The 18,086-nt window shown below is 53.8% G+C and carries 12 protein-coding genes and 1 tRNA gene; 8 read left to right on the top strand and 5 right to left on the bottom strand.

What is annotated here, in order from left to right; all coding sequences use genetic code 11:
• Positions 1-10: 10 nt before the first annotated feature.
• From kdpB to SH287x_RS17435, 4 genes are read left to right on the top strand one after another with little or no spacing between them, the layout of a single operon-like run.
• Positions 11-2,089, top strand: coding sequence for a potassium-transporting ATPase subunit KdpB (gene kdpB, locus SH287x_RS17450; RefSeq protein WP_479515663.1), 2,079 nt, complete (start codon positions 11-13; stop codon positions 2,087-2,089).
• A gap of 28 nt (positions 2,090-2,117) precedes the next feature.
• Entirely contained in the window at positions 2,118-2,693 is a 576-nt protein-coding gene (gene kdpC, locus SH287x_RS17445; protein WP_479515662.1) for a potassium-transporting ATPase subunit KdpC, read from the top strand.
• A gap of 9 nt (positions 2,694-2,702) precedes the next feature.
• Entirely contained in the window at positions 2,703-5,393 is a 2,691-nt protein-coding gene (locus tag SH287x_RS17440; protein ID WP_479515661.1) for an ATP-binding protein, read from the top strand.
• A gap of 41 nt (positions 5,394-5,434) precedes the next feature.
• Positions 5,435-6,127, top strand: coding sequence for a response regulator (locus SH287x_RS17435; protein ID WP_479515660.1), 693 nt, complete (start codon positions 5,435-5,437; stop codon positions 6,125-6,127).
• Here SH287x_RS17435 and SH287x_RS17430 read toward each other — a convergent pair whose 3' ends face one another.
• From SH287x_RS17430 to SH287x_RS17420, 3 genes are all read right to left on the bottom strand, one after another.
• Positions 6,128-6,460 (bottom strand): hypothetical protein, encoded by a 333-nt coding sequence (locus tag SH287x_RS17430; RefSeq protein WP_479515659.1) that lies wholly within the window; start codon positions 6,458-6,460, stop codon positions 6,128-6,130.
• A gap of 357 nt (positions 6,461-6,817) precedes the next feature.
• Positions 6,818-7,849 carry a hypothetical protein gene (locus tag SH287x_RS17425; protein WP_479515658.1) on the bottom strand — a complete coding sequence of 344 codons (1,032 nt, stop codon included), beginning with the start codon at positions 7,847-7,849 and terminating at the stop codon, positions 6,818-6,820.
• Positions 7,850-8,104: 255 nt separating this feature from the next.
• Positions 8,105-8,179 (bottom strand) — tRNA-Pro (locus SH287x_RS17420).
• Positions 8,180-8,927: 748 nt separating this feature from the next.
• Between SH287x_RS17420 and aspS the strand changes: the two genes are divergently transcribed.
• Both aspS and SH287x_RS17410 read left to right on the top strand, forming a co-directional pair.
• Positions 8,928-10,697, top strand: a complete 1,770-nt coding sequence (gene aspS / locus SH287x_RS17415; protein ID WP_479518725.1) for an aspartate--tRNA ligase — start codon at positions 8,928-8,930, stop codon at positions 10,695-10,697.
• Positions 10,698-11,197: 500 nt separating this feature from the next.
• On the top strand, positions 11,198-12,067 hold the full coding sequence (locus tag SH287x_RS17410) for a sugar transferase (RefSeq protein ID WP_479515657.1): 870 nt from the start codon (positions 11,198-11,200) through the stop codon (positions 12,065-12,067).
• Between the two features lie 45 nt (positions 12,068-12,112).
• Here SH287x_RS17410 and SH287x_RS17405 read toward each other — a convergent pair whose 3' ends face one another.
• Positions 12,113-12,328, bottom strand: a complete 216-nt coding sequence (locus SH287x_RS17405) for a hypothetical protein (RefSeq protein ID WP_479515656.1) — start codon at positions 12,326-12,328, stop codon at positions 12,113-12,115.
• On the opposite strand from SH287x_RS17405, the gene SH287x_RS17400 reads away from it, so the two are divergent.
• A complete protein-coding gene (locus SH287x_RS17400; RefSeq protein ID WP_479515655.1) occupies positions 12,327-14,012 on the top strand; it encodes a hypothetical protein in 1,686 nt (561 codons plus the stop codon). The two genes, SH287x_RS17405 and SH287x_RS17400, sit on opposite strands and share 2 nt — an antisense overlap.
• Before the next feature lie 1,210 nt (positions 14,013-15,222).
• Here the strand turns inward: SH287x_RS17400 and SH287x_RS17395 are convergent.
• Positions 15,223-16,194, bottom strand: coding sequence for a 2-dehydropantoate 2-reductase (locus tag SH287x_RS17395; protein ID WP_479515654.1), 972 nt, complete (start codon positions 16,192-16,194; stop codon positions 15,223-15,225).
• Positions 16,195-16,812: 618 nt separating this feature from the next.
• Between SH287x_RS17395 and SH287x_RS17390 the strand changes: the two genes are divergently transcribed.
• Entirely contained in the window at positions 16,813-17,886 is a 1,074-nt protein-coding gene (locus tag SH287x_RS17390) for a DUF1559 domain-containing protein (RefSeq protein ID WP_479515653.1), read from the top strand.
• Positions 17,887-18,086 lie beyond the last annotated feature (200 nt).

The raw sequence follows: 18,086 nt of genomic DNA, 5'->3' as shown, positions 1-18,086 counted from the left end.
GGATCAGGGTATGTCTCAGGCAAAAACAACAGCCCGGCTCTTCGATCCGGCGATTTTCAAGCAGGCGGTTTTAGCGTCGTTCGCCAAGCTCGACCCACGGATTCAGGTTCGTAACCCGGTGATGTTTGCCGTGTATCTGGGAAGCATCCTGACGACCGTGCTGTGGGTGAACTCACTCATAGAAACGGGAGAGGAATCTTCCGGCTTCGTGCTGGGAGTGGCGGCGTGGCTCTGGTTCACGGTGTTGTTCGCCAACTTTGCTGAAGCCATTGCCGAGGGGCATGGGAAAGCTCAGGCGGCGTCTCTCAGAAAAGCTCGAACAACGGTCACGGCACACAAACTGACCGGCTCTCAACCAGGACGACACGGACTCGCCGCAGAAGTCCCGGCCACTGACCTCAAGGTGGATGACATTGTGATCGTCAAAGCAGGCGAAACCATTCCTGGGGACGGTGAAGTCATTGAAGGAGTCGCTTCAGTCGATGAAAGTGCCATCACGGGTGAAAGTGCTCCGGTCGTGCGGGAAAGCGGTGGCGACCGAAGTGCAGTGACGGGCGGGACACGAGTCATTTCGGACTGGTTGATCATCCGAGTGGCAACCCTGCCGGGGAATAGCTTTCTGGATCGCATGATTTCAATGGTGGAAGGTGCGAAACGTCAGAAGACGCCTAACGAGATCGCTCTTGCGATTCTGTTGGCGGCTCTGACGCTGATCTTTCTGCTTGTGGTTGGCACGCTGCTGCCTTACTCGATCTTCAGTGTGGAGGCGTCCGGCCAAGGGCGACCGATTAGCCTGACTGTGCTGGTCGCTCTGTTCGTCTGTCTGGCCCCCACAACGATTGGAGCACTGCTTTCCGCCATTGGGATCGCCGGAATGAATCGGCTCAGCCAAGCCAATGTCATTGCCATGTCGGGACGGGCGGTTGAAGCGGCGGGAGATGTGGACGTATTGCTCCTTGATAAGACCGGCACCATCACTCTGGGAAACCGTCAGGCGACTCGGTTCATTCCCACGCAAGGTGTGGATGAAAAGGAACTGGCGGAAGTTGCTCATCTGGCGTCAATGGCCGACGAAACCGCCGAAGGACGCAGCATCGCCGTTCTCGCCAAGAAACAATACGGCCTGCGAGGGCGAGAACTCGAACACATCAAACCTCATTTTGTACCCTTCTCGGCTCGCACACGCATGAGCGGTGTTTCACTTGATGGTCAAGAAATCCGCAAGGGAGCAACCGAGGCCGTCAAAGAACACGTCCGTTCGTTGGGAGGATCGCTTCCCGGCGATGTGCGAACCATCGTTGAGGAGATCGCCAAAGCCGGTGGGACACCCCTCGTCGTGTGCCGAGATGCTCAGGTGCTTGGCGTCATTGAACTCAAGGATATTGTGAAAGGAGGCATCAAGGAGCGATTCGCCGAACTGCGACAGATGGGCATCAAGACGGTCATGATTACAGGTGATAATCCGCTCACCGCTGGTGCCATCGCTGCGGAGGCGGGAGTCGATGATTTTCTGGCCGAAGCCACACCCGAAGCGAAGCTCTCGTTGATTCGTGATTACCAGAAAGGAGGCCGTTTGGTGGCGATGACTGGTGATGGCACCAACGACGCCCCGGCACTCGCTCAGGCGGATGTCGCCGTGGCGATGAACTCCGGCACTCAAGCGGCCAAGGAAGCCGGTAATATGGTCGATCTCGACTCAAACCCCACCAAACTCATCGAGATCGTGAACATCGGCAAACAACTGCTGATGACCCGTGGTTCACTGACGACCTTCAGCATCGCCAACGATGTTGCCAAGTATTTCGCTATTCTTCCGGCAGCATTCGCAGCGACTTATCCGGCATTGAAGACGTTGGACTTGATGAGGTTGTCATCGCCATCGAGTGCGATTCTCTCGGCGGTGATCTTCAATGCGTTGGTCATCATCGCTCTGGTTCCATTGGCTTTGAAAGGCGTGACGTATCGACCAGTCGGAGCCGCTCAACTGCTCCGCAACAATCTGCTGATTTATGGGCTGGGAGGATTGATCGTCCCGTTCATCGGAATCAAGGCGATTGACCTGATGTTGTCCATTTTGAACCTCGTGTAAGGTGACGTGATCACCAGGGAGACAAACCATGCTTCAGCAACTTCGTCCCGCAGTTATGTTATTGATTGTCCTGACGGTCGTAACCGGCATTATTTATCCGGGGATCGTGACAGTTATTGCCCAAGTGGCCTTTCCCCATCAGGCCAACGGAAGTTTGATCGGGAATGGAGACCAACTCCTCGGTTCCGAACTCCTCGGACAGAGTTTCACGAAGCCGGAATACTTTTGGGGGCGATTATCCGCCACGCAGCCTGTTGCCTACAATGCTGCGGCATCCAGCGGTTCCAACCTCGGGCCATTGAACCCCGTACTCAAGGACACTGCTGAGGCGAGAATCAAGTCTCTGCGGACGCAAGGAAGCGAGGGAAAAGATGTACCGGTCGATCTCGTCACGTCGTCCGCCAGTGGTCTTGATCCGCACATCACTCCTGCGGCGGCGGAGTTTCAGGTGCCTCGAATCGCCAAAGTGAGGAGAATGTCCGAAGAGACCGTGCGACAACTTGTTCACCAACACACGCAAGGCCGACAGTTCGGCGTTCTGGGGGAACCTGGTGTCAATGTGCTTCAGTTGAACCTGGCTCTTGATCAACAGACTGCAAAGTGACCCATCGGCATGAGCAATCAACGTCCCGATCCCGATCAACTCTTGGCTCAAGTCCAAGCGGAAGAAGCTCAAGAGAAGCATGGCTCCCTGAAAATCTTCTTTGGGTACGCCGCTGGTGTGGGGAAAACCTACTCGATGCTGGCCAACGCTCGGCTGGCGAAGTCGAACGGTCGAGAGGTCGTTGCCGGATATGTCGAACCACATGGTCGTCCCGATACGGAGGCACTCCTTGAGGGGCTGGAAGCTTTGCCCATGAAGGAAGTGCAGTATCGGGCGGTGACGCTTCGGGAGTTCGATGTTGATGCTGCCCTCGCACGTCATCCCGACTTGCTGCTCGTTGACGAACTCGCTCACACCAACGCCGAAGGATGTCGTCACGCCAAGCGATGGCAGGATGTGGAGGAACTTTTAGAGGCGGGGATCAACGTCTGGACGACGCTTAATGTTCAGCACATCGATAGTCTCAATGATGTGATCGGTCGGATCACGGGGATCATCGTGCGGGAAACGGTGCCCGACCAAGTGTTCGACATGGCGAGCGATCTCGAACTCGTGGACATCACTCCCGAAGAACTTCTGGTGCGACTGCAGGCAGGCAAGGTCTACATCCCCGAACAAGCTCAACGGGCAATGCAGCGGTTCTTTCAGAAACCGAATCTGACCGCTCTTAGAGAACTTTCGTTGCGACAGGCGGCACGCCGCATCCATAGCGATGTCGAATCAGCCCGTCGAGAAAAAGCGGTCTTGCAGCCGTGGGCGACGAATGAGCGATTACTGGTCTGCGTGGGGCCCAGCCCGACGACCGCACGGGTGATTCGGACGGCCAAACGCATGGCCGCTGCTTTGGATGCTCCGTGGTTGGCTGTCTCTGTTGATCAGATTGGCGAGACTGGAAATGAATTAGTCAACCAACAGGTAGCACAGCATTTCCGGCTTGCCGAACGGCTCGGAGCCGAGACGGTCACGCTGGCAGGCCAGAATACGGCCACGACGATTCTCGATTTTGCCCGATCCCGCAATGTCACCAAGATACTCATCGGCAAAACTGCCGTGACTCGTTGGAAACGCTTGTTCTTCGGCACGGTTGTGGACGACGTGCTGGAAAACAGCGGCGACATTGATGTGTACGTCATTCACGGGGAAAAGGAGGAAGCACATTCGATCTCTTCGATAACGCCACGCCCTCATTTACAGCGAGGGCCGTATATCGTCTCGTCACTCATTGTTGCCGTGACCGGCCTGTTGGCAGCAACATCTCGAACGCTTCAATTGGCCGATACCGAAGCCAATACGGTCATGCTGTTCCTGGCAGCCGTGGCTTTCGTTGCTTATCGACTTGGACGAGGGCCGGCCACATGGGCCAGTGTGCTGGCTGTGATGGTTTTCGACTTCTTCTTCGTCCCGCCGCTTTACACATTCACCGTTGCCGATGTGCGGTATGTTGTGACATTCGGCGTGATGCTGGCCATCGGACTTGCGATCAGCACACTGACTTCAAGGCTGAAGTCGATGGTCGAACGAACTCGACTGCGAGAACAGCGGATTGCCGCTCAATATGAGTTGGGTAAGCAATTGACCTCTTTGTATGGCAATGTGTTCCTGGTCTCTGCCGCAGGAGAGAAAATCGCCGAGATGATCGGTGGAGAAGTCGCCATCTACCTCGACGGATCATCCGGCCCACCGGATGTGGCATTTGGTTACGACGGGGCTGTTGTGCAACATCCCGTCAGTCTTTCCGCCGCTCAATGGGTTATCGGACATGATGAAATTGCGGGTGCGGGGACCAACACGCTTCCCAACGCCACGGCATTGTTTCTGCCTTTGACCGGCTCGCAGAAAACCCTTGGGGCTATCGCTGTAAAAGTCGCAGATGTCGAGCGTTTGTTGGAACCCGATCAGCGGCGTCTTCTGGAATCATGTGCCAATCAGCTTGGATTGGCATTGGAACGAGACCAATTGGCCATCGAAGCGTCAGAGGCTCGAATTGAGGCGGAAACGGAACAATTACGCAGTAGCCTTTTGAGCGGTGTTTCGCATGATCTCAAAACACCGCTGGCGGCGATTGCCGGGGCGAGTAGCAGCTTGCTCGAATCGACATCGCTCGACGATGAGACTCGACGCCAACTGCTTGAAACGGTTGCTGAAGAAGCGGCACGATTGAATCGCTTACTCGAAAACATTCTTCAAATGTCGAAGCTCGATGCAGGAGTCGCCACTCCGCATCAACAATGGCATGTCCTGGAAGAGATCGTCGGTTCGGCACTCCATCGCACTCGCAGGGAACTTGAGAAATACACGGTTCAAGTCAATCTGCCCAACGACTTGCCGCTCGTCTTTGTCGATGGTCTGCTCTTGGAACAAGTGCTGGTGAACCTTTTGGGGAATGCAGCCCGCTATACTCCCCAGGGAACACACATTACGGTCACGGCCATTGTAGAAGGTCAGTCATTGAAACTGACTGTGGCTGACAACGGCCCTGGAATTCCGCCCGGTGCAGAGGAACGAATCTTCGAGAAGTTCTACCGAGCTTCCCCTACAGCAGATGCCGGACGAGGGAGCGGATTAGGATTGGCGATCTGTCGTGCCATTGCGAAAGCTCACGGAGGGAATGTGACGGCTTCAAACCGAGCGGCAGGAGGAGCAGAGTTTGTCGTCAGGTTGCCTTTGGTTAAGGGCGCACCACAGGTTGTGATAGAATGATGCAAAACGACTCCGAGAGACAAAAAGAGAACATTTCTCACATGCAGCAAGGCGATCATTCCCTATTGATCATTGAAGACGAGCAGCCGATTCGCCGGTTTTTGCGAGCATCCTTGACGAACGAAGGGTATCGGATCACTGAAGCGGAATCGGGCGAGGAAGGTTTGCGGATTGCTGCCAGCCAGCCGCCTGATCTGGTCATTCTCGACTTGGGATTGCCTGACATGGATGGGCAAGAGGTTCTGCGTCGGCTACGGGAATGGCTGACGGCACCCATTATTATCCTGTCGGTGCGAGATCAGGAGCAACAGAAGATCGCCGCCTTCGATAACGGAGCTGACGATTACGTTACGAAACCATTTGGCATGGGGGAATTACTGGCCCGAATGCGAACGGCCTTGCGTCATGCTCACGCTGTCACCCCCACGTCATCAACCATTTCCATTGGAGAATTGCAGGTCGATCTATCCGCCCGACTCGTGTTCCGCCGAGGCAAGGAAATCCATCTGACGCCGCTGGAATACAAGTTGGTCGTCACCATGCTCAAGCATTCCGGCAAGGTTCTCACACACCGCTTCCTGTTGAAAGAAGTCTGGGGACCTCACGACACGCATGAAACGCACTATCTGCGTGTGTTCGTGGCCAGCCTGCGGCGAAAGCTGGAAGACGACCCCGCCCGTCCCCGATATCTCCTCACGGAACAGGGTGTCGGCTACCGCTTCGCTGCCGAATAATCAGATGATTCGGCCGGTCTTCACCTTTTTGAAGATCATGACCCCTGTCTTGTAGACCTGCTCGAGGCAATGCACGATGGGCCTGATGCCACGCCACCTCATGGTTCTCGCCCAGGCAATGGCGGTTCCCACGGTTCTCAGCAGCGTGCTGTTCCAGTGGTTTTCCAGAATCCCCCCGCAACGCTCTTGTCCGTCGCAGTACTTGATTGCCATCTTCGCCTGAAATTGTCGCCGCAAAATACCGGTCAATTGGCGAGCCGCCGACTGAATGGTGGCCTTCACCGACTCGGTAAGAAGTTCCAGGCTCTTCGCCTCCTCCTTGAGACTCACCATCCTCCAACACGATGGAGTGATTAACACATCACGCCCATCAGAGGTTGATCATTTCCCGCGGCATGCCTCTGTCCCAGAGCAATGACGTTGAGGAGGTGATCTTTGAATTGGCAATCGGCCTCCGATCATCTCTCGTATCCCCATCCAATACCCGCCGAAAGGGATACGTTTTTGGCGAGGCCCCCAAAGGGATATAAGTCGCCCCGATAATAAACACCATAAACCACAACGGTTTATGGTGTTTATTATCGGGGCGACAGGACACTGAGAACTTTTTCTGGCCGGTGCCGGGGCTGGGAAACCGGAGTCGGCAGGGGCTTCACGACTGGACACATTCACTACATTCGGGGCGAATTGTTATATATCGATTCCCATCGACCTAAGCACCTCGTTCGGATCGACACCGCGTGCTTTCAGGTCAGCTTCAAGTGCTCTCCGCCACTTCGAGTTGAGCTTGGGAGCACCTTCTGCGGATTCGCCGGGTCGCAGCATCCGGGAGAAGGGCGCGCCGAACGACACGAGCATCTGACCTCTGTCGGCGGGCCGAATGACGGCATTCATATGCTTCAGCGGCTTGTCCGTCTCGCTGCGCCACGTGTTTATCAACGTGGACTTGATCTGCACGAACTGGCCCACGTCCGTCGGGCCTGAGCCTGACTTGGGCATATTCGCCTTGCCCATCGTTGTCAGCGTCTCCGATAAGGCTCCGGCGGCGAGATCGGGAATGGCGACGAGGTCTTCTGCTCGGAGGTTGTCATCGAACTTGCTCGCGATGCTCAGCCTAACCTCCAAATGCTCGTCAGGGTACTTGTGGAGAATCCCACCCATCAGGTTTATGGCGTCGATCTTGGCATCCTCTGTCGAGACCGTCGAATCGTCGTCGGTGATCCAATGAATGTGTTGACTTTCCCCGCGTAGGCCATCGACCATCACGCCACCGAAGATGCAGATTTCGACTAGCTTGTTGAGCGTGTCGGCCGTCCAGTCATGCTTCTGTGGCGGGAAGTGGTCCTTGGGCAGGAAAAATCCCTTCTCCACACCGACACAGATCAGCACGCCATTTAACTGGCTTGCCGCGCGAAGGAAGTTCGGTAACGCGTTGATTCGGAGCGCGTCGTTCAGGGCCTTGAAAGACATCCGCCTCCCGTCGGCCAAGTGCTTATTTCGTATCTCAGACCGCAGTGGCTCCCAAGTGGCCACTGAGTTGTACGTAGTTATGAGAAAGGAAATGACACGAAATTCGGGCGAGGCATGCTCGCCCGAATGGTCGCATGCGAGGACGAGTGGCGAGCCATCACGAAGGTCGGGATACGAGATGTAGTCGGGATGCTCGATCTCGGCAAATTTTGCGTTGAGCGAGGAGTTGGGCCAACATTTCCAGTTCGACATTGGAAGACTCCTTTCTGTCGCTCGGACACACTCGGTACTAAAACGGTTCGGGACGAATCATCTCGCCATGCCGAAAATGGTTACTGGATTTGAACTCCACAACATACCTCCTGCCAATGATTTACAGCCAAGAGGAATTGGCAGAGTATCGAACTTGTGAGATGTTTGAACCTAAGAACCAAGCATCAATTCGCTGATTGGTAAAGAAAAACAGGCTCGTTGCAAATGAATGCAACGAGCCTGTTTTGTTCAAAATCGGGCTGGCGGGATTTGAACCCACGACCTCTTGCACCCCAAGCAAGCGCGCTAGCCAAGCTGCGCTACAGCCCGATTGTTTACTGTGAACTTCAAAATGGTCTCTGAACTTCATCAAGTCAACGGCTGGTTTATCGCAGCCGAGCCGTGTTTTTGCAAGTCCGCTGATGGTTGTGGCTCTTTCCTTCGCTCTCGCCACTGTTTTTAGAGATTCTCACACCCAAGCTTTGCGTGCAGATTTTGTCGGGTATTCAGGGCGTTTTTTACGCTTTACAGAAATCAACCTCGCCTTGAGGGGTGCGAAATCCCTGCTTGCCCAAAGCTGCAGCCAGCATGACACCAAGAGCGATATTTCAAATGGGATTCAAATCGGATTCAAATGAGAATGCGTACGATATTTTTGTGTCAGCACCTCGTCAGCACCTCGTCAGCACTTAAGTGTCAGCAGCTTGCCAGCACCTCTGTATCAGCATTTCCAGTCGGCTCTCTCACTTTCTGCTGGGAATGAAGCGAATTTGGTCAGTGGATGGCTCTGCCGGAAGTTTAGAATTCTTTTGGAACAATTTTTTGTGAGAACGTGCAAATCGGCTCGCAGGGACATTTTCTTAACGGCATGCTGCGATGTATGTTACGACGAGCTGGCTGTCGCTGCTGCCGTTTGATATCCGTGGCCAGCGAACCTCTCTATAATTCTGGCTCGCGAACTTTTCCGGCGGTGGGTCATTCTGTGTCTTAAGTCTTCTGACTCAAGGGATGGAAGAGGCTGTCGACCGAGAACGTCTCCTGATGAACCCGACTCTTGTCTTTATCGAAAGATGGCCCCGTGTACCGGACCAAGACCTGCGGCGAACTGCGTATCGAGCATGTTGGACAAGTTGCCACCCTCTGTGGTTGGGTCGACAGCTACCGAGATCATAAGGGCGTGGTGTTCATTGACCTGCGTGACCGTTATGGCATCACTCAGGTGGTCTTCCAGGCCGATACTCCCACTGATATGCAGACAATCGCTCGCGGCCTTCGCAGTGAGGATGTCATCCAGGTGACAGGCGAAGTGCTGGCTCGCGGTGCGGGGTTAGAAAACCCCAAGCTTGTGACCGGTCAGGTTGAAATCCGTGGCAGAGAACTGGTGTTGCTCAACAAGAGCAAGACGCCTCCTTTCGAGCCGCGCACGCAGGATCTTCCCAACGAAGAATTGCGGATGCAGTACCGTTATCTCGACCTGCGTCGGCCCCAGGTGCAGCAGGCTATTATTCTGCGGCACAAGCTTTCCAAAGCAACGCGCGACTATTTCGATAGGCATCAATTCCTGGAAATCGAAACGCCGATCATGGGCCGCTCCACGCCTGAAGGGGCACGTGATTACCTTGTCCCCAGTCGGGTTCATGAAGGGAGTTTCTATGCTTTGCCGCAATCGCCGCAGCTTTACAAGCAGATTCTGATGGTGGCGGGCTATGACCGTTATTTCCAGTTGGCCCGGTGTTTCCGCGATGAAGATCTGCGAGCTGATCGCCAACCCGAGTTCACGCAGATTGATGTGGAAATGGCGTTCGTCAAGCAGGATGACATCCTCTCGATGATCGATGGCCTGATGGCGCATCTTCTCAAAGAGTTGCGTGGTGAAGAGCTTTCGTTGCCCTTGCCGCGACTCACTCACCGAGAAGTGATGGAGAAGTATGGCTCTGACAAGCCAGACCTCCGCTTTGGAATGGAACTGGTCTGCCTTAAAGACATCGCAGAAAATTGCGGTTTCAGTGTGTTCAAAAACACTATTGCTAACGGGAACCGTGTGCGGGGGATTGTGGCACCTGGTGCTGCCGAGAAATACAGTCGCAAGCAGATCGATGAGCTGACCGAGTTTGTGAAGCAATACGGTGCGCAGGGTCTGGCTTTCTTCCGTGTGAAGGACGAAAGTCTCGATTCGCCGATCGCCAAGTTCTTCTCAGCGGATGATCAGCAGAAGCTCATTGCGAAGTTGGGAGCCAAGACCGGCGATTTGATCTTTTGCGTGGCCGACACCGCGAAGGTTTCCTCGGCTGCTCTGGGGGCACTGCGCAACCGGTTGGCGAAGGAGTTGTCGCTCTATGACCCGAAAGAAATGAAGATTGCCTGGGTTGTCGACTTCCCGATGTTCCAGTGGGATGATGAAGCCCAGCGGTGGGTGGCGGAGCATCATCCCTTCTGCCAGCCTCACGAAGAAGATATCGACATTCTTGAAACAGATCCGGGGAAAGTGCGAGCACAGTCATACGACCTGGTCTGCAATGGTTATGAAGCCGCCAGCGGCAGCGTTCGTATTCATGATCCTGCGGTTCAGCAGCGAATTTTCAGTATGATGGGGATTCAGCCGGAAGAAGCGGAATTGCGTTTTGGATTTCTGCTGGAGGCCTTGCGATATGGTGCACCGCCTCACGCGGGCGTGGCACTGGGTCTGGATCGCTGGTCGATGATGTTCTCTGGGACAGACAACATTCGTGATGTGATTGCCTTCCCCAAGAATCAGAAAGCGAGCGACTTGCTCACGGGTGCTCCAGCCCCTGTTGATGCCCGTCAGCTCCGTGACCTGCACATTAAGGTTGATGTGCAGGTGAAGTAGAGGTGGCCCCGTGAAGCCTTCGATCTTTGGCTTTACTGGTATGGCTGTAGTGGTTTGGCTTTACAGGGCAGCCGGAGAAGAGTTTTCTTCTCCGGCTCAATACTGACGCCCGCCGTTTCCAGTGAAAAACTGTGATATGAAACGGTGATCGGCTTTCGCGGTCTCTTCCATCTGACAGCTCATCGGGAATGCGGTTTCAGGCCGCTTTCGTGGGAATGGGTCTGTGAGTATCCATTTCATGTTGCTGAAGCTCGCTTATCCCGGCGTTTAGCATGTTGCCAAAGTGCATCAATGCGGCACAATCGCGCTAACCGGGCGGGCACCCGCTGGCAGGGGCTGAGAGATCCCTCAGGGGATGCCGCCAGACGTTGGACGATGACGTAAGCTTCGTTCGAGACTTGGATCAATCTCCGTGAGTGAACTGAGCTGCTCACATTCATGCGTCGGCCATGTTCTGCCTGATGCGCAATGATCCAGGGCCAGGGTAAGGCGTCGCGAAAATGAGTGTTTCTGTTCTGGACGAAATTGAACTTCAAATCGGGTCTCGTGACGTTGCCGTCAGCGAGCTTTCTGATCTGTTTGACCAGTACGCCGCTGATGATTCAACGATTCCTCCTCATTGGTTGACGCCGCTCAGGCTGGAGAAGTCCCGCCGGAGCACTCGCTGTCTCAGTGAAGGAACGCGTCTGGCCAAACGAATGATGGATATTTGTGGTGCTCTGTTTCTCATTGTGGCCACGGCTCCATTGATGTTACTTGCCGTGGTGCTGGTCAAATTTTCTTCACCGGGGCCGATCATTTTTCAACAGACCCGAGTGGGGTTGAACCAGCGAAAATCAGGTCGCAGGGATCGTCGTAACTTGCGGCAAGCCACTCTTCCCGATGGGATTGAACGCCGCGATCCTTGTCGGAACCGTCGTTGTGAGGGAGGCTATGGCAAGCCATTCACGCTGTATAAATTCCGCACGATGAGAACGGATGCCGAGAAAAACGGGGCGCAATTTGCCGTGAAAGGTGATTCACGTGTGACGCCTGTTGGTCGATTCATGAGGAAGACCCGGCTCGATGAACTGCCGCAATTATGGAATGTTCTTAAGGGAGAAATGTCACTTGTTGGCCCACGGCCGGAGCGTCCCGAGTTCATTGAAAAACTGACGGATGAAATTCCCAACTATATTAATCGGTTGGGGTTGAAGCCGGGATTGACGGGTCTCGCACAGATTATCAATGGCTATGACAATGACATTGAAAGCTTCCGCAGGAAGGTGAATCTTGACCTGCTTTATCTGCAAAATTGCTCGGTCTGGAATGACTTCAAAATTCTGCTGCGCACCGTGCGCGTCGTGTTGACTGGCAGCGGGGCGTTATAAGTCTGTCCTCCTTGTCTGATGCTGCTGTGTTCGTTCAGCCTGCTTTCAAATTTTCTGCTGGCCCTGGCGAATGGCCTGGGAGATTTTTGCCGCGACAACCTCGTCGCGATATGGCACCATAGCGCTATGAAGATGATCTGGCCGAATTGGGATCATTTCTTTGGGCCGTTCATCAATTTTGGGCAGGCCGGCGCAGAATGGATCACGCCCGAGAGATCGTCCGCAGGGTCGAGCACTTTTGGCAGCAGGAATGGTTGTCATGGACAAGTCTTCCGATGATGGTCAGTGGTCAAAGCCAGCAGCGAACATCAGGACTCAAAATCCAAAGCCGATACTGCGCTTATGGCTTTCCGCCTTGCTGCCAGGTTCAATTCTTGGCTTATTTGCAACGGCAGGCTTAGCAACGACGGCTTATGCTGCCCTGCCGCTTGCGCACCACAGGGCTATATTAACCGGTGCGATCACCAGTTCCTTACCTGAGGACAGCCGTTCGATTTCCCCAGTGGTGAGCCGGGAAATTCCGTTTCAGCCGCCGGTTTTCTCGGAAGATCTCCCCGCTTCACTCCGGGAGATTAATCGCCAGTTGGCCAAGGGAATCGATCCACAACAGAACGCGGTGGTGCTACTGGTTCAATCCTTTGGTGCAGATGTCTTTGAACCCGCTCTGCAAAGCCACTCGCTGGAAATGCTGGGGGTTAAGTCGGTTCCTGTCGATGCACCGCACCTGTTGTTTCTGGAGTCATACGTCGTTGCTCTTGGGACAGTTTCCCCTGTGAATACGCTGCTTGAAGCGTTTCTTCTGGAGCAGAAGATTATCACAGGATCTGGAACTCTCTGGAAGGAAGACGATCTGCCGGGATTGTCGGAATACCTGAAGAAAAACGAATCGGCACTCAATGTCATCGTTCAAGCCGCTAATCTCCCCAGCTACTATTGCCCCATGCTTCCCGATGATGAATCAGGGACGCTTCTATCGGCCTCATTGACCGTTGAACGCAGGCTTCCCTTTGTCAGCAAAGTTCTCATGGCCCGGGCGTTGGGCCGGTTGCGTGACCAGAATTTCACAGGAGCACTGAGCGATTTACAGGCTGTTCGCAAACTCTCCACCCTGCTTTCCAATGGCTCACCGTTTGATATCTCGATCGTCCGGGCCAGCGAGATCGACGGTATTGCCACTCGGGGCCTGATCGCCATGATCGCATCCCGGCAACTCACACGCTCCCAGATTTCCGAACTGAAGGCTTTGCATCAACAACTGGCTCCCCATGGGACATGTGCCATGGCGGCCAATCTTGGCGAACGCGGCATTCTGATGTGTGAAATCGAAATGACTGAAACCAGTGACCTGCTCCTCAAAGAGTTTTTTCAAACCTCAGACAAAAAAACCGGAAAAAAGATCACAAATTCGATCCCCGTTATCGACTGGGCGATAGTTCGCAAAGAAGCCCAACGTTGGCAGGATCAGTTTGCTAATGCTCTGGGAACACGGGATCGTGCCGCACAAAACAAGTTGATTGATGAACTGCTCCACCAGCACGACGAATGGAACCAAAGTGTTGATTCCACCCTTCAGAAAATTGCAAAGGAAAAAGAACCCAACATTCAGGCGGTCAGTGAATGGGTCGGAAAAACCATGGCCATGTCGCTCATGCCCAGCTTCCGCATGCGCCGCGCGACCGATGACCGGATGCGCAACCGACGCAGTTTCTCAGAACTCTGTCTGGCATTAGCGGCCTATCAAAAAGACCACGGTCGCTACCCCAAAACACTCCATGAGCTTGTGCCTGCTTGCCTCACCACAATTCCCCAAGATTCATTCAACGACACCTCCTTCATTTATGCTGTCTTGCCAGACAAATCGGCCCGGCTTACCTCGTATGGAATGAACATGACCGACGATTCCCGGCAGATATTTACCGACGACGAAACCATCTTACTCCCCTAACCCCCCTTACGGGGTTTGGGCCTATCGGCCGGGACTTGTGCGAAGACCCGCAGGCTCGTTGGCCTGCTGGTCGGTTGTTGATCCATGTTTGGGTTTTACGCCACCAGGATGGTGGTTATTGATGGATTTGCTCCTCTCCCATTCCGATGGGAGAGGCTGGGTGAGGGCGAGCCGAAGGTTAAATAGCGATTCGTAGAAGCTCCAGATCATTAGGCATTCCAGGCACGCTTCTCAATTGGGAACGACCACAGGAAAATCCCTCACCCGGCCCCCTTGCGGGGTTTGTGGCGGCGTATATGGCCAGTTGTTTGTTGATGAATGGGTCTTACGCCGCCAGGACGCCGGAAGGGGAATGGGGAAGAAGAATACTGTTTCGCGCAACAAAGGGTGATGGGGTAGAGAGGCTTCGTTTTGGGTGCACCTCGCAGGTTGAGGTCTTTTTCGCCTGTGATTCCGGACAGAAGGCTCTCCATCGGCTCGGTCAGGGCCAACCCTTTGCCAATGGGGAGTCATTCCTATTGGCGGAAGCGCCGATTGTGGACGCTTCCCTCGAATTCGAGACTGACAAACAGTTCATCAAAGGTGAGTTGCTCACGCAAAACACTTCTGATCAAAACTGAATGTTTTTTATTGGCACTTATTCATTCGCCACTTCTTGTGACGAGGGAATGCCAACACAATCACGTCTGATTCAGCAAAACTCTGAATCAGACAGGCCGACGGAATGTTTTTCAACGAGGGTGACTTCGTGGAATGATGTTTTGTGGTGGCCCTGATCATTGCTGGAATTTTCACGGCCCCCGATTGCTCGCAAGAGTGGTCGGGGGCCACTTTCGTCCCCTTGCGGGGTTTGGGGCGGCGTATGAGGGCCGGTTGTTGATATACGAATGGGTCTTACGCCGCCAGGGTGGTAGTGTTTTTTGCGGGGGCGGATCGTGGTTGGTGGGGCGGTGTTAGGGAGCTGGTGGGTTGCGTAGAGCCTTAACCCACCCTGCTGTTTAATAACGGTCTCTGGATACTTGAACATTGGGAGTTGGTGCATTGCGCTGCGCTTCATGCACCCTACGTAAATAAATAGTAGAGAATGCCGGCGGTGTAGCTGGTGGGTTGTGTGGAGACTTATCCCACTTTGATATCTATCAATCTAATTGTTTGTTGGGTGAGTGTGGATGAGTTGATAAGTCCAGTGCTCGTTTTTTCTCTGCGTTGTTTACTCTGCCGACCCCTTTCTGATCGCCGCGACTCGCAGGTGAGTGCATGCCAGGTCGAGTAAACTGATGGTTTCTTGAGGAGGCTGGGTTCGATAGTTTTGCAGGTCGTAGAGAATTTGATCGGCTTCGTTTGGGCCGCAGGCCTCTAAGTCTGTCATTAACGATGCGGTCAATGCCGACTTCGGATTCAAGACACGTCGGCTTAAGTCATCATAGACATGCTGGCGTGGTGGATAGCCCGCTAACTCGGCAATCGAACGGCACTCTTCCAATAAGCGTGCTGTCAATGCGCCGCCACCGGCGTTGACGATGTCGCCGACCGAGCCTCTCATCAGGCAGTTGATCCCCGCGAGCGTGGCCAGAAAGAACCATTTCTCCCACATCTCCAAGACGATCTGCCGGCTGTGACTTGGCCCGAACTTAACTCCAGTAAACAGTCCGTCAATCGCATCGACTTGCGTGGCCTGTTCAGGGAATCGTTCGCCATAGACAAAATCATGGACATTACTGAGATGCACGATCCGGCTTGAGGCTTCGAGACGAGTCGAGATGTGGCATTTTCCTCCCAAAACATGCTTTGAACCAAAGACTTCATCCAGGCGCTGGAGATGTTTCATGCCGTTAAGCATTGGAATGATCAGGGTGGTCGGGCCGATAGCGGGAGTGATATCACGGAGGGATTGCTCAAGGTCATATGACTTACAAGTGAGAATCACCACATCGAAAGCCGTCTGTTGATCTGTTTCCAATGACTGTGTGCTTGATGCCTGTGTCATGAGCGACTCGGCTGTGATCGTTGGCGGATTCGGGAAGTGAAAGTCGCCGAAAGGACTGACTATCGACAATCCCTGAGCCGCCAGCAGTTCGGCCCGGCGATGTCGCACAAGAAACGTGACATCCTGCCCTGCTTCCAGCAGACGTCCCCCGTAATACCCACCAATGGCACCAGCCCCAAGAACCAGGATTCGCATGCGTCTGGACTCAACTATGGGAAGAGTTTCACGATTGGCCACACCTCATGACCTTGGCATATCAGAATGCCGTACAGCGGTGGCTATCGCCAGTTGCCGACCACTGCTGTCAGGCAACCGTTTCAGAAGAAAAAGTTGATCAGACAACCATCTCCCCTTTGAATGTCTTAACAAAACGGATCCTGCGAACAATTCCTCATCGCGATTGCGATATGATTCTTTGAAAATTTTCTGGAGAAACAAAATCCCATAACAACTTTTCTCAATTGAAGATACAGAATCTTCAAACCTCCGTGATTAGTGGAAACCCCAGAGCGAATCTTGACAGAAAGATTTCCTCTGGATAAATATCACCACATCAGACGATGATTGTTATGGGTTTGTGAAATTTCATCCCTTGGCGACCCATACTACGGGAGCCTATCTCTGACTTGACTGTTGACCGGGAGAGATCCGACACACGGAATTCCCACAATTCCATTGCGGCGTCTCTTTGTCAGACAGGCCCTCCAAACGGCCACAACATCACGGTTTCTGACGCCTTGCTCCATCATGTTTTGACGCAACGCGCGACCGTGCAAACACCCGGATTTCTTCAAACAGGATGAAAGCTGAATCATGCTCCTGAACGCTGATCATCGCCACCGCGTGTCGCTTCCTCACGCCCTTTCACCTATTAGCCGTCAGCCAGCACGAGATGCCTTCACGCTGATCGAGTTACTGGTTGTGATTGCCATCATCGCGATCTTGATCGCTTTACTCCTGCCTGCTGTTCAGCAGGCCCGCGAAACGGCCAGAAGAACTCAGTGCCGTAATAACCTGAAGCAACTGGGGCTGGCACTCCATAACTATCATGATCTCTTCAATCGATTTCCGATTGGCTATCTCGATACCATTTCTGTCAATAACGCAAACACGCAGGATGGCGGTTGGAGCTGGCAGGCTTCGATTCTCTCACAGCTGGATCAAACGCCGCTCTATAACAAAATTGATTTCCGCTATCACCCGCATGGACGAGTCGGTAGTGGCACTGTTCAAGGGAACGTCGATGCGGTTTCGACTCCCCTCGCTGCTTTCTCTTGCCCTTCAGACTTGAAGCCTGCCACAAGAACCATGCATGGCCCGACATTTAATGGCTATATAGAGAACATTGCGACCAGCTCATATGCGGGAGTGTTGGGATCATTCGACGGGGAACCCTGTGAATCGAATGGCGCCAGTTCCGCTTCGGTCACCTCGCGCAACAATGGACTTTTCGTTCCAAATACCTCCCGTTCAGTGCGCGATATCACTGACGGAACATCAAACGTCATTGCTATCGGAGAAATCACTTGGGGTGTCACGACAGATGGCGGACAATCGCGTAACAACACTCTCTATGGATCTGTCACGCAGGCTGGTGGCGCCAATTGCGCTAACATAGGTGGTGACGATACGGCTGGCCCGTTTCAACACATGCGGGCCACTCGGAAAAAGCTGAACGGCCCGAATGGCCCTGAGCGTGGCTTCCACAGTCGGCATGCGGGTGGTGCCCACTTTCTTTTCGCCGATGGCTCAGTTCGCTATCTCAGTGAAAACATCCAGCACGACAATACCAATTTCACGCCATCAAACCCGAACCTGAATGGCCCTTTCGGCATCTATCAACAACTCGCTGGTATTAATGACGGTCAAGTCACAGGGGAGTATTAATCAATGCAACCTCTCTCTCGTCTCTTGCTAAATAGGCCACTACTGCTTGTTCCTTTGACCAGTTTTTTAATAACGCTCTTTTCTGGCTGCGGATACGATGATGGGCCTCAATTGGGACAGGTCAGCGGCACAATTACTCTCAATGAACAACCCGTTGTCGGAGCAGATGTTACCTTTGTTTCCACCCGACCAGGTGGCTC

This window comes from Planctopirus sp. SH287 (genome assembly GCF_056500625.1).
The sequence above is the reverse complement of the archived record's forward strand: the minus strand, read 5'-3'. Positions and strand labels throughout refer to the sequence as shown.